General features: G+C 61.1%; 10 protein-coding genes. 6 read left to right on the top strand and 4 right to left on the bottom strand.

What is annotated here, in order from left to right:
* Positions 1 to 24: 24 nt before the first annotated feature.
* Positions 25 to 720 (bottom strand): arylesterase, encoded by a 696-nt coding sequence (locus tag G359_RS01960; protein ID WP_052699145.1) that lies wholly within the window; start codon positions 718 to 720, stop codon positions 25 to 27.
* A 93-nt stretch (positions 721 to 813) separates the two neighbouring features.
* Between G359_RS01960 and G359_RS01955 the strand changes: the two genes are divergently transcribed.
* The 3 genes from G359_RS01955 to G359_RS01945 all read left to right on the top strand — a co-directional run bounded on the left by G359_RS01955 (position 814) and on the right by G359_RS01945 (position 4,968).
* Complete coding sequence (locus tag G359_RS01955) at positions 814 to 1,524, top strand: ABC transporter ATP-binding protein (RefSeq protein ID WP_045834763.1); 711 nt, start codon at positions 814 to 816, stop codon at positions 1,522 to 1,524.
* A gap of 2 nt (positions 1,525 to 1,526) precedes the next feature.
* On the top strand, positions 1,527 to 4,097 hold the full coding sequence (locus tag G359_RS01950) for an ABC transporter permease (protein ID WP_045834762.1): 2,571 nt from the start codon (positions 1,527 to 1,529) through the stop codon (positions 4,095 to 4,097).
* Between the two features lie 103 nt (positions 4,098 to 4,200).
* Entirely contained in the window at positions 4,201 to 4,968 is a 768-nt protein-coding gene (locus G359_RS01945) for a Bax inhibitor-1/YccA family protein (protein ID WP_045834761.1), read from the top strand.
* A 108-nt stretch (positions 4,969 to 5,076) separates the two neighbouring features.
* Here the strand turns inward: G359_RS01945 and G359_RS01940 are convergent, their stop codons facing one another.
* Positions 5,077 to 5,457: a DUF2794 domain-containing protein gene (locus G359_RS01940; protein ID WP_045834760.1), complete on the bottom strand. Its 381-nt coding sequence runs from the start codon at positions 5,455 to 5,457 to the stop codon at positions 5,077 to 5,079.
* A 465-nt stretch (positions 5,458 to 5,922) separates the two neighbouring features.
* On the opposite strand from G359_RS01940, the gene G359_RS01935 reads away from it, so the two are divergent.
* Complete coding sequence (locus tag G359_RS01935) at positions 5,923 to 8,001, top strand: M3 family metallopeptidase (protein WP_045834759.1); 2,079 nt, start codon at positions 5,923 to 5,925, stop codon at positions 7,999 to 8,001.
* Positions 8,002 to 8,030: 29 nt separating this feature from the next.
* On the opposite strand, the gene G359_RS01930 is transcribed toward G359_RS01935, so the two are convergent.
* Positions 8,031 to 8,837, bottom strand: a complete 807-nt coding sequence (locus tag G359_RS01930; protein ID WP_245279900.1) for a DUF1223 domain-containing protein — start codon at positions 8,835 to 8,837, stop codon at positions 8,031 to 8,033.
* A gap of 205 nt (positions 8,838 to 9,042) precedes the next feature.
* Positions 9,043 to 11,757 carry an aconitate hydratase AcnA gene (gene acnA, locus G359_RS01925; RefSeq protein WP_045834758.1) on the bottom strand — a complete coding sequence of 905 codons (2,715 nt, stop codon included), beginning with the start codon at positions 11,755 to 11,757 and terminating at the stop codon, positions 9,043 to 9,045.
* A 237-nt stretch (positions 11,758 to 11,994) separates the two neighbouring features.
* On the opposite strand from acnA, the gene ccmA reads away from it, so the two are divergent.
* Both ccmA and ccmB read left to right on the top strand, forming a co-directional pair.
* A complete protein-coding gene (gene ccmA / locus G359_RS01920; protein WP_045837534.1) occupies positions 11,995 to 12,618 on the top strand; it encodes a heme ABC exporter ATP-binding protein CcmA in 624 nt (207 codons plus the stop codon).
* Positions 12,615 to 13,280, top strand: coding sequence for a heme exporter protein CcmB (ccmB, locus tag G359_RS01915; RefSeq protein WP_045834757.1), 666 nt, complete (start codon positions 12,615 to 12,617; stop codon positions 13,278 to 13,280). Before ccmA ends, ccmB begins: the two co-directional genes overlap by 4 nt.
* The last annotated feature ends 53 nt before the right edge of the window (positions 13,281 to 13,333 follow it).

Genomic DNA, 13,333 nt, shown 5'->3' with positions numbered 1-13,333 from the left:
GCTCGCGAGAGGGTGACTGCGCGGTTATTTTCCCAGCGCTGACTTTTGCTCAACGCTTGCGACGAGCGCTTCGGCGTCGGGCAGGATGCGCCTGACGATCTCGGCCACCCCGGCTCCAGTCGGATGCAGGCCATCAGGCTGCGTGAACGATCGATCCAGCGCTACGCCATCGAGGAAAAAAGGGTAGAGTGGGACTTCGTATTTCGCGGCAAGATCTGGGTAGATCGCATCGAAGGTCTTGGCGTAGTCCGCACCCCAATTGTTGGGCGCCTTCATGCCGGTGAGAAGCACGGGAATGCCGTTGGCTTTCAACGCGGCCAGCATCTTGTCGAGATTGGCGCGCGGCACTTTCGGGTCGATGCCTCGGAGGGCGTCGTTGGCTCCAAGCTCCACGATCACAGCGTCGGGCTTCGGGTCGAGCGCCCAATCGAGCCGCGCCAAGCCATCGGATGTCGTATCGCCCGAAACACCGGCATTGACCACATTGACCTTGTGCCCCCTCGCCTCAAGCGCCATCTGAAGCTGAGCGGGAAACGATTCATTGGTTTTGACGCCATAACCAGCGGTAAGACTATCCCCGAAAGCTACAATCGTTGACGGTCGTGTTTGACCGGCGGCCGAGACTGTCATGCCGGGAGCAGCTATGCAGGCAAAAATCATTGTGAGGCAGAGTGCCGCTTTCGCGATCCAGCCGGGGGTGAGGGAAAACGCAACGTTCATTTTTCGGCCCCACACATCTCGCATTTCATAAGCTGACGTAGAGGCTCCGTACGAGCGGTACAAGCCCGCCCCGACAATGCAAGGCATCTTAGCTTGAGCGAACCCATCATCAAACTCAACAATGTGCATCTCTCTCTGACGAGCCGGGCAGGCTCAGTCCATATTCTGCGCGGCGTGTCGCTTGCTATCCCGCGAGGACAGTCGGCGGCGATCGTTGGACCATCGGGATCCGGCAAGACTTCGCTTCTCATGACGATGGCGGGCCTCGAGCGCGCGACGAGTGGTGAGATCATCGTTTCGGGGCGGAACATCGGACCTCTGTCAGAAGATGAGCTTGCCATGCTGCGCGGCGCGGAGATGGGCATTGTCTTCCAATCATTCCACCTTGTCCCGACGATGACAGCGATCGAGAACGTCGCTTTGCCGATGGAACTCGCTGGCGACAGCAAGGCTTTTGAGACGGCTCGCGGTCTTTTGGACGAGGTCGGGCTTTCGGCGCGCGTCGATCATTTTCCGGCGGAGCTTTCCGGAGGCGAGCAGCAACGCGTCGCCATTGCGCGGGCGCTCAGCCGATCGCCGGAAATCATTTTCGCCGACGAGCCGACGGGGAATCTCGATGGCCGCACGGGGCGGCAGATCATCGATCTCTTGTTTGGGCTTCGCGAACGGCGCAACGCGACGCTCGTCATCGTTACGCACGATAATAAGCTCGCGGCGATGGCGGATCGCGTCATTCGCATGACGGACGGGTCCGTCGTTTCCGACGAGAGTTCGAACGCCGCGATGCACGCGGTGTCGTCGTGACGATGTCGGTGTTGGAAAGCGCTGGGCCCCGCCAGCGGGCTGGACTGCGGACGATCCTGCGGCTCGGTTTGCGCGAGCTTCGTAACGGTTTCGACGGCTTCCGGATCTTCATTGCGTGTCTGGCGCTGGGCGTCATGGTGATCGCGGCGGTCGGCGCGCTGGCGGACGCATTGCGCGCCGGGCTTGTGACGCAAGGCGAGGTGATCCTTGGTGGTGACGTTATGTTTGCGCGCGCGCACGTTCGCGCGACCCCGGCCGAGCGCGCGGTTTTCGAAGGCCTCGGGCGGGTGAGCGAAACCGCCACCATGCGGACGATGGCGCGCCGCATCGATGGATCGGATCAGGCGCTCGCAGAACTCAAGGGTGTCGATAGCGCCTATCCGCTTGCGGGCGACGTGACTCTCAAGAGCAGCGGTTCATTTGCTCACGCGATTGCTGGCGATGGCGCTGTTGCCGACGCGATGCTTCTCGATCGGCTCGGTCTCAAGGTCGGCGATAAGATGCGCATCGGTGAAGCCGAGGTGAGGATCGGGGGCATTCTCCATAACGAGCCCGATGCCGTTGCGGACCGGATGACGTACGGGCCGCGGATCTTCGTTTCTCTCGCAACGCTCGAGAAGACGGACCTCGTCAAGCCAGGGACGCTGATCCGCTGGCGCTATGCAATCGAGCTTCCGGACGAGGCGGCGGCTGACAAGCAAACCCTCTCCGCTTTGCGGACTAACGTCGCGCAAAAGCTTCCCGATGGCGGCTTTTCGAGCGGCGATCGTTTCGATCCGTCGCCGCAAATCACCAGGGTTCTGGAAAGGCTCAGGCAATTCCTGATCCTCATCGGGCTCGCATCGCTTCTCGTCGGCGGCGTCGGGATCGCGAATGCGGTTTCCACGTTCATCGATAAGCGCATGAAGGTGATCGCGACGCTTCGGAGCGTTGGCGCTTCCGGGTCGCAAATCATGGGGATTTTCCTCGTTCAACTCGGACTGATGACTGTGATCGGCATCGCGATCGGCTTGGCGCTCGGCGTTGCCTTGCCAGCGCTCATCGACGCGTTCTATGGCGACCTCTTGCCGGTCCGCATCAATATTCAGGTGTCGCCGCAGAGTTTGGGGATCGCCGCGCTCTATGGCGCGCTCATCGCGCTGCTATTCGCACTTTGGCCGCTCGGGCGCGCCGAGAATGTCAAAGCGAGTGTGTTGTTTCGCGATTCCGTCAATTCGCCAGGTGGCAGGCCGCGTCCGGCGCTCATCGCGATCATGGGAGTGCTTGCCGCGCTTCTCGTCGGCGTTGCCGTCGCGACGTCGGAGCCGCGCTCGATCGCGCTCTACGTGATCGCAGGCCTCGTCGTGATGCTTGCCGTGTTCGGGTGGCTTGGCGGTTATCTCTCGCGCCTTGCCGGACGGCTGCCACGGCCTCGGCGGCCCGAACTTGGCCTCGCGCTTCGAAACATTGCGTCGCCCGACGGCCTGACGCGGTCGGTTCTTCTGTCGCTCGGGACAGGGCTCTCGCTGCTCGTCGCAGTCGGGCTCGCCAATGCGGCTCTCGTCGCCGATCTCCAGGAACGGTTGCCGGCTGAGGCGCCCGATTACTTCCTGCTCGATATCCCGCCCGGAGATTACGACGCTCTCAAAGACCGCGTTTCACACCACATACCCGGCGCGTCTCTCGTCGAGGCGCCAATGCTTAGGGGCCGGATTGTCGCGCTCAAGGGCAAGCCGGTCGAACAGCTGACGTTTCCGGCCGACACTCAATGGGTTTTGAACAGCGATCGCGGCCTCAGCTACTCGGAGACCGTTCCCGAGGGCTCGACCGTTTCGGGCGGGACGTGGTGGGACAAGGACTACAACGGTCCGCCGCTCGTCTCGTTCGAGGGCGAGATTGCGAAAAAGCTCGGGATCGGCTTGGGCGATAGCGTCACCGTCAACGTCCTCGGCCGCAACATCGAGGCGAAGGTTGCGAGCACCCGCGACGTCAAATGGGAAAGCATCGCGCTGAACTTCATCATGGTGTTCTCGCCTAATACGCTCAGGGCTGCTCCGCACAATCTGCTGGCGACCGTGCGGTTGCCGCCGGGCGGCACGCCCGGAGCTGAATCTGAAATGGTTCGCGACCTCGGCCGGACCTATCCGGGGGTGAGCGCGATCCGGGTTCGCGACGCGATCGATCAGTTCAGCAAGATTTTTGCGAAGGTCATGGTCGCCGTGCAGGTGGCGGGCAGCGTCACGTTGACGGCGGGTGCGCTGGTCCTCGCGGGAGCCTTGGTGACTGCCCAGCGCCGGCGCGTGCTGGAGGCCGTCATCCTGAAAACGATCGGGGCCCGGCGGCGCCAGATCCTCGAGGTTCATGCCTGGGAATACGCGCTGCTCGCCCTGATTGCCGCGCTGGTGGCTATTCTGCTCGGGAGTGCGATTGCCTGGGTGGCCGTCACCCGGGTCATGGAACTGGAATATGTCTTCTCCTTGAGGTCCGTCGGGTTTAGTTTGGGAATCGCCGCCGCGATGATCGCCGTGTTCGGAGGCTTCGGTACGTGGGCTATTCTGAGAGCGCCACCGGCGCCTTATCTACGTTCCGAATAAAAGGATAAGTCTTTTATTTACGCGGTCTTGAAAGACTTCTACCCGAACAACATATGATCACGCGGGACCGGCATTGACCGGACAACACGAGGATACGACGACAATGGCTGAAGTTTTTACGCGCCCTAATAGCCCGTACGGCGGCGCACGGACATCTGGCGCGATCGACCAGGGATTGCGCTCGTTTATGCTCGGCACCTACAACTATATGGCGCTCGGCGTGGCCGGCACCGCGGTTGTGGTCATGCTTTTGATGGCAAACCCGCAGGTGATGGCGGCGATTGCACTGGGCCCGATGAAGTGGGTCGTGTTTGCGGCTGTGCTCGGCCTCGGCTGGTTTGCACCCCGTCTATTCTACGGCGGCAGTGAAGTTCTCGCGCAGGGCGCTTACTGGCTCTATTGCGCGCTCTGGGGCGCTTTGATCGCTCCGATGATTTCGCTGTACGTCGGCATGGGCATGGCTGGCCTCGTGGGTCAGGCATTCTTCATCGCGGCCGCGACGTTCGGCGTGACGAGCCTCGTCGGTTACACGACGAAGAAGGACATGACGGGCTGGAGCGGCTTCCTCTCGATGGCGTCGATCGGTTTGATCATCGTCATGCTGGGCAGCTATTTCTTCATCAACGATGCCGGCACCAGCAAGATGGTGAGCATGGGTATCTCGGCCGTCGTCGTGCTGCTCTTCTCGGTCGTCACGGCATTCGAAACCCAGGCGATCAAGTCGATGTACATCGAGCAGGCGGCTTACGGTAACGAAGCCCAGCTGAAGCGTTCGTCGATCTTCGGCGCCTTCATGCTCTATGGCTCGTTCGTGACGCTGTTCATCCACATCCTGAACCTGTTGGGATTGGCGAACTCGAACAACAACTAACGTTCGAGACGTCCCGGAATTGAGAAAGGCCCCGGTCTCCGGGGCCTTTCTTATTGGGTTCGACGGATGCGCGTGCCGAGCGGCGTCTGGGCCAGCTCGGATAATGGATTAGACCCCGACGACGCCTGGGCGATCTTCCAGCACGCTTAGAACGCGCTTCAGATCCTGGCCGCGCTTCATGATCAGGCCGCCGGCGGCGATGACGCTGTAAGCGCCCTGCTTGCGCGCCAGCCGCAAATCCTTCTCGATGCGGTAGAGCGGATATTCGCTGGATTTTCGATAAACCGAGAAGACTGCCTTGTCGCGGAGGAGGTCGATGGCGTAATCGCGCCAAGCGCCTGAGGCGACCTTGCGACCATAGAGGTCCAGGATTGCGGTCAGCTCGTATCGATCAAAAGTGGTACGCCGACTTGGCTCCGCTGTCTCGGAGGATCCAAGCTTGCCCGCTGGACGCGGGCGGAAAACTATCGGGTCGGTTGTTTCGCTCAAATGGTCTTGTCCATCGTTGGCATCTTAAAGATCGCGCCAACGCTCGCGGAATGCAAGAGAGCACCTTTGATAATCTTATGACGAGACTCAATGAGGGGTGCACGGAAAGACCGTGAGACTGACAAAATCAGGACTCTCGCGGGGCCACAAACAGCCGTAATAAAACGCAATAAAGATAACCGTTGCCTTAGGGTCAAGCTTCAAAGGACCGGCTCTGGACTTATAGCCCCCCAGCCCCCCGGGGCCATAGTTTCGAGGCGGGATTCTCAGGCAACTCTTCCCCTCCTGCAGCTTGGCTCCCCCGTCCAAGCTGACCCTCTTCCCCCGATTGTCAGACACTCCCGGAGAACCAGTCCAAAAGGCTGGTTCTTCGTCTTTGTGCATTGCAACTGTTTCATTAGCGGACGCAAAGTTTTGTGCGTATATAAAGTAACATTGCCGGGGTAATTAGAGACCGATCTCAAGATGATAGCAAAGCGCAGAGTGGCTCCGAAGCCGCGATCCAAGCCGAGTGTCAATCCGCTTACAACAAAGTGGAACGGCCCGTTCGGCATGCCGCCGTTCGAAAAGATCGAAGCGCGTCATTTCAAACCGGCGCTCGATGCGGCCTTTCGCGAACATAAAGCCGAGATTGAGCTGATCGCGAAGAATACCGCCAAGCCGACATTCGCCAACACCATCGTGGCTTTCGAGAAGAGCGGCACTCAGCTTTCACGTGTCGCGTCCGTTTTCTGGAATCTCGAGGGTTCCGATTCGACGCCGGAGTTTCAGGAAATAGCGCGCGAGATGGCGCCGCGATTTGCTGCGCATGAAACACAGATCCTGCTCGACAAGCGCCTCTTCAAACGCATCGACGATCTCTACGAGCGGCGCAATGCTCTGAAGCTTGGCGAAGAAGACTTGCGCGTTCTCGAGCGGCATCATCTCGAATTCGTTCGCGCAGGCGCCCGGCTTTCGGCTGCGGACAAATCGCGCGTCAAAGAAATCAATGCGCGGCTCGCGACCCTCGTTACACAGTTCATGCAGAATGTGCTGAAGGACGAGCAGTCGTGGCGGCTTGTTCTCGATGGCGAGAACGATCTCGCTGGCCTGCCGGACACGCTGAGAGAAAGCGCCGAGCGCGCTGCCGCCGATGCGGGGTTTGCGGGCAAGGCGATGATCACGCTCGCGCGTTCGAGTGTGGAAGGCTTTCTCACCTATTCGAGCCGGCGCGATTTGCGCGAGCAGGCTTTCAATGCATGGACAAGCCGTGGCGCGCATGAGGGCGAGACTGACAACCGTCAGATCGTCGCCGAGGCCGTGGCGCTGCGCGGAGAATACGCGCGGTTGATGGGTTTCCCGACGTTCGCCGAATTCAGCCTGCAAGACACGATGGCGAAAACGCCGGGGACGGTCGACGAGCTTCTTCGCGCGGTCTGGCAGAAAGCGGTCGTGCGCGCCAAAGAAGAACGCGATGCGCTCGCCGCCGAGGCTCAGAATTCCGGCGACAACGCCGAGATCATGCCGTGGGACTGGCGGTATTATTCAGAGAAGGTCCGCAAAGCGAAATACGATTTCGATGAATCGAAGCTTCAGCCCTATCTGGAGCTTGATCACATGATCAAAGCGGCGTTCGATACAGCGTCACGCTTGTTCGGCTTGAAGTTCCAGGAGCGGAAGGATCTTCCGCGCTATCACCCGGAAGTTCGGGTCTGGGAGGTTCTCGACAAGAAGGGCGCGCACGTCGGCATTTTCATGGGCGATTATTTCGCGCGGCCGACGAAGCGTTCCGGCGCCTGGATGTCGGCATTCCGCACGCAGCATAAGCTCGGCAAGGGGCAGAGCCCGATCATCGTCAACGTGCTGAACTTTACGAAGGGCGGCGAGGGCGAGCCTGCGCTCCTCTCGTTCGATGATGCGCGGACGCTTTTCCATGAGTTCGGTCACGGGCTGCACGGGTTGCTTTCCAACGTGACGTATCCGTCGATTTCAGGAACGTCGGTATCGCGCGATTTCGTGGAGCTGCCGTCACAGCTTTACGAGCACTGGCTCTCGACGCCGGATGTTCTCGAAAAGCATGCACTCCATTACAAGACTGGCAAGCCGATGCCGAAGGTTTTGCGGCAGCGGTTAGCTGCAGCGCGGAACTTCAATCAGGGCTTTGCGACGATCGAATATACGTCGTCGGCGCTCGTCGACATGGCGCTTTATTCTGCCGAGCCGGCATCGGTCGGCGATGTCGAAGGTTTCGAGAGCGCGACGCTCAGCGAGATCGAGATGCCGAAAGAGATCGTGATGCGGCATCGCTTGCCGCACTTCATGCACATCATGTCGGGTTATGCGGCGGGCTATTACAGCTACTTGTGGTCCGAGGTGATGGACGCCGACGCCTTCGCCGCGTTCGAGGAAACCGGAAACGTGTTTCATCCGGCGACGGCGAAGAAGCTTCATGAGTTCATTTATTCGGCCGGAAACCGGCGCGATCCACACGCGGCTTACGTGGCGTTTCGCGGACGGCCACCGAAGATCGACGGATTGTTGAAGAAGCGCGGGCTCGCCGCGTGAAGAGATCGTAGCGGCGGGCGGGTCGTCGGTTACCAGAGACCCGCCATCGTCGCGCCGATGATTGGGCCGCTGCGGCCTTCCTGAACGAGCACGACGATTTTTTGCACGTCGGCCTGCATCATCGCGGCGCGCGGCAGCTGCACTTTGAGGGGCGTACCCTTCCAGATACCGATGGGCGTCAGTTCGCGGACGACGTTGGTGTAGGTGAGTGTTTTGCCGGCGTTCTCGCCTTCCTTGATCGGCACTGATCCGGTCATTTGAACGACGCCGAGCCAGACCGTCGCTTCGCGTGGGTTGTGTCCGGGAGGATCACCCGCCACAGCGAAGTTTAAGGTATTGCGTTCCTGCCAAAATCGAACGGGAACCTGAGCGGGGCCGCCCATTTTCGAGGTGTCGTCGATGGCCTGTTCAATTGCGGTTTTCGATGCGCCGTTGACGTGCGCGACGCCGTTGACGATCGCTTGCGGCGTGTAGATCGCTCCGTCGCCGCGGTTGCGAGCGTAATTTCGCTGGCGCTCGGTATTGCGCGGTGAAGCGAACGTGTCTTTCCAGCCGAGATAGTTCCAGTAATCGACCGGAAGAGAGAGCGCGATGATCGAGGGATCATCCGACAGCGTCTTGAGGAGCGCGTCGGCCGGAGGACACGATGAGCATCCCTGGCTGGTGAAGAGTTCGATGACGCCCCTGATCGGCTTTGCCGTTTGAGTGTCGAGCGAAACTTCTTGCGCCGACGCCGGAGGCGACACCGCCGCTGCGAAGGCCGTCAGAACTACCAGTGTGATGCCGCGGAGGCGCATGGCGGGGTCAGCCTTCGAGTCCCAAGTGGCATCTGCCACAATGATCCTATTTAGCCCGGTGCCCTTCGTTGAAAAAGTGAAAGGCTCGAAAGCCTTCTCACGAACGGGTGAGCATTAGGTGGTTCGCTGCCGGGAGGCTGATTGTTACCGCCTGCGAAAGGCTATGCAACTCTGGCTCCGGATACCTTGGAGCCAGGGTCGTCTGGCCCGGCTGACGCTTCGCGGAGCCGGGCCGTAGGAGGTTCTAAGCCGCCAAGTTTCTCAGCACGTAGTGCAGGATGCCGCCGTTTCGGAAGTACTCGAGCTCGTCGAGGGTATCGATCCGGCAGAGGACCGGCACGGGAACCGAGGTTCCGTTGGCGCGGGTGATGGTCAGCGTTACGACTTCGCGCGGTTTCAGGTTCGCGAGGCCGGGGATCGTTACGCGCTCGTCGCCCTTGAGGTCGAGGGACTGCCACGAGGCGCCTTCGGTGAGGACGAACGGGGCAATGCCCATGCCTACGAGGTTCGAGCGGTGGATGCGCTCAAACGATTGGGCGATCACGGCGCGGACGCCCAAAAGGTTCGTGCCCTTCGCCGCCCAGTCGCGTGACGAGCCGTTGCCGTATTCGATGCCGGCGAAGACGACGAGCGGCACGCCCTCCGCTTCGTACTGCATCGCCGCGTCGTAGATCGGCATTTCCGTGCCCGACGGATAGTGGATCGTCAGGCCGCCTTCCTTCACGTTGCCGTTCGCATCCTTCACCATGTGGTTCTTGATGCGGATGTTGGCGAACGTGCCGCGCATCATCACTTCATGGTTGCCACGCCGCGTGCCGTACTGGTTGAAGTCGGCTGGCTGAACGCCATGGTCGAGGAGATACTTTCCTGCCGGGCTCGCGGCTTTGATCGAGCCAGCGGGCGAGATGTGGTCGGTCGTGATCTTGTCGCCGAAGAGACCAAGAATGCGGGCATTGACGACATCGCTGACCGGCTTCGCGTCGCGCGAGATGGTCTGGAAATAGGGCGGGTTCTGAACGTAGGTCGACGCGCCGTTCCAGCCGTACGTCAGACCGCCGCTCGTCGCGATGCCCTGCCAGTTGCCATCACCTTTGAAGACGTCGGCATAGCGGGATTTGAACATCTCGCGCGTGACGTTCTCGATGATGAACTTCTGGATTTCCTGCGTCGTCGGCCAGATGTCTTTCAGGAAGACCGGCTTGCCCGTGCTGTCGTTGCCGAGTGGTTCGGTGGTGAGATCCTTCTGCACGGAGCCTGCGAGCGCGTACGCCACGACGAGCGGAGGCGACGCCAGGTAATTCGCCTGGACATCCGGGCTGACGCGGCCTTCGAAGTTGCGGTTTCCGGAGAGCACAGCAGCGGCGACGATGCCGTTGCCGTTGATCGCCTTTGAAATCTCCGGGGCCAGAGGCCCAGAGTTTCCGATGCAGGTGGTGCAGCCGAAGCCGACGAGATTGAAGCCGATCTCGTCGAGATAGGGCTGCAGGCCCGATTTCTCGAGATAGGCGGCGACGACTTGCGATCCGGGTGCCAGCGAGGTTTTCACCCACGGCTTGCTTTTCAGACCGAGCTTCGCGGCATTGCGAGCGAGGAGGCCAGCCGCGATGAGGACGCTCGGGTTGGATGTGTTCGTGCAGCTCGTGATCGCGGCGATAACGACGTCGCCGTGGCCGATGTCGAAGTTTTCGCCTTCGACGGGCACGCGCTTTCCGAGTTCATCCGGCTTTTTGTATTCACCGGCGAGGGCGGTCGCGAAGCCGGTCTTGATATCGGTCAGCGCGATTCGGCCTTCGGGGCGTTTCGGACCCGCCATCGACGGCACGACGTCGCCCAATTCGAGCGAGAGCGTATCGGTGAAGACCGGATCGGCTGAACCTGTCTCGCGATAAAGGCCCTGGGCTTTGCAGTAGGCTTCGACGAGCGCGATGCGGTGCGAGTCACGGCCCGACATCGTCAGGTAGTTGACCGTTTCCTTATCGACGGGGAAGAAACCGCACGTCGCGCCGTATTCGGGCGCCATGTTGGCGATGGTGGCGCGATCGGCGAGCGACATCGAGTCGAGGCCGGGCCCGAAGAATTCGACGAACTTATTGACGACGCCCTTCTTGCGCAGCATCTGCGTGACGGTCAGCACGAGGTCGGTCGCGGTCACGCCTTCTTTGAGCTTTCCTGTCAGACGGAAGCCGATGACTTCCGGAATGAGCATCGATTGCGGCTGGCCGAGCATTGCGGCTTCAGCTTCGATGCCGCCGACGCCCCAGCCGAGTACGGCGAGACCGTTGACCATCGTCGTGTGGCTATCGGTGCCGACGAGCGTATCGGGATAGGCGACGGTTTTGCCGTCGGCCATTTCGTTGGTCCACACCGTCTGCGAGAGATATTCCAGATTGACCTGGTGGCAGATGCCGGTGCCGGGCGGCACGACGCGGAAATTCTGAAAGGCGCCCTGGCCCCACTTCAGGAAGTTATAGCGCTCGCCGTTGCGGGCATATTCGAGCGCGACGTTGTCGGCCAAGGCTTTCGGCGTGCCGAACTCATCGACGATGACCGAATGGTCGATGACGAGATCGACGGGAACGAGCGGGTTGATCTTCGTCGGGTCGCCGCCGAGCTTCGTCATGCCGTCACGCATGGCGGCGAGATCGACGACGGCGGGAACGCCGGTGAAATCCTGCATCAGGACGCGGGCGGGGCGAAAGCCGATTTCCTGCTCGGTCTTGCCCTTGTTGTCGAGCCATGCGGCCATCGCGGCGATGTCGGCCTTGGTGACCGAGCGGCCGTCTTCGTGGCGGAGAAGGTTTTCGAGCAGCACCTTCATCGCGTAAGGAAGCCGCGAGATGCCGGTCAGGCCGTTCGCTTCCGCGTCGGGGAGCGAATAGTAAATGTATTCCTTGCCCTCGACGGTGAGGGTCTTGCGGCATTTGAAGCTGTCGTCGGAAATGGGTGTCACGGCGCTCAAGGTCAGGCCTCCGAAAGATTAAGACGAAGGGCTGCGCCGCCGGAGTGCCGGCGGATCGAGGATGTCCCGCGGGCACGAGCTCGTCGGTCCGCGCGACCCCTCGCTTTTGCGCTAGCGAAGGATACAACGTGCCTTCTATATAATCGCTTGAAAAAGAAAACACCAATCGCCAGACGGGCAAAATAGCGCGCAAATGCCGCCATCTTGCTCAATCCGACGTCACGGAATCTCATCGCTGTGCAGCTGATTGCCGAAGACTTGGTCATAGATCGGGGTGCGCGCCGGGTCGTCGACGGGCTTTCGTTTGCCGTCAAGGCCGGGGAGGCCCTGCTTCTCACGGGCGCCAACGGCGTCGGGAAGACGACTTTGCTTCGCACGCTCGCGGGATTCATACGGCCGTTTCGCGGCCGCATTCGGCTCGACGGCGGGGATGACGAGTTGACGCTCGGGGAGCAGGCGCATGTCGTCGGGCATACCAACGCGGTCAAGTCGAGCCTGTCGGTCGCTGAGAATGCTGGTTTTTGGAATGCGTATCTCGATGCCGGAGCCGATGCCGGATCACGGATCGAAGCGGCGCTTCGGCATTTCGGGCTCGAGGATCTGAGCGAATTTCCCGCTGCGTACTTGTCGGCCGGACAAAAACGGCGATTGGGGCTCGTCCGGCTTCTGGTTGCCCGGCGTCCGGTCTGGTTGCTCGATGAGCCGACGGCGTCGCTTGACACCGCATCATCGGAACGGCTCGTCGCAGCCGTCAACGATCATACAAAGGGCGGCGGCCTTGCCGTCATCGCCACCCATCTGCCGTTAGCGCTCGAACGCGTGCGGACGCTGGACCTTACAGCGCAAAAGGTGGCGGCTTGAAGAGCTTCTGGGCTCTCCTTCATCGGGACGTGACGCTTGCGATCCGCGAGGGCGGCGCGATCGGAACGGCGCTCGGGTTCTTTCTCGTCGTCGTTTCGCTGATGCCTCTCGGCCTCGGGCCGGATCTCAATCTGCTGTCGCGGATCGCGGCGGGGATCTTATGGATCGCGCTGCTGCTCGCGGCGCTGCTGTCGCTCAACCGGATCTTCGAGGCGGACCATGAGGACGGAACGCTCGATGTGCTCGCGACGGGCCCTCTGCCGCTCGAATTGGTTACCGCCGCGAAATCCCTGGCGCATTGGGTCACGACCGGCATTCCGCTGGCGATCATGGCGCCGGTGCTCGGCATTCTCTTGAACCTCGATCTGGCAGCCTATCCGGTTCTGGTTGCGACGACGCTGGTCGGGACGCCTGCCGTCAGTTTTCTCGGCGCCATTGGGGCGGCGTTGACGATGAAGACACGTCGCGGGGGTCTGCTGCTGGCGCTCATCGTGCTGCCGCTTTACGTTCCTACCCTGATTTTCGGCATATCGGCGGTGAGCGCTGGAGCCGGACCGGCCGGGATCGGGGCGTCGTTTCTCATCCTGGCGGCGATTTCCCTTGTCACAATCGTGCTGGGGCCGCTCGCCGCAGCAGCCGCGCTCAAGGTCCAGCTTCAATAATTGTAATCTCGGCCTTCATTGCGCCTTTCCCCTGAAAGCCTTAAGTCCCCCAA

This window comes from Hyphomicrobium sp. 99 (genome assembly GCF_000384335.2).
In the GTDB taxonomy this organism is placed as follows: domain Bacteria; phylum Pseudomonadota; class Alphaproteobacteria; order Rhizobiales; family Hyphomicrobiaceae; genus Hyphomicrobium_B.
The sequence above is the reverse complement of the archived record's forward strand: the minus strand, read 5'-3'. Positions and strand labels throughout refer to the sequence as shown.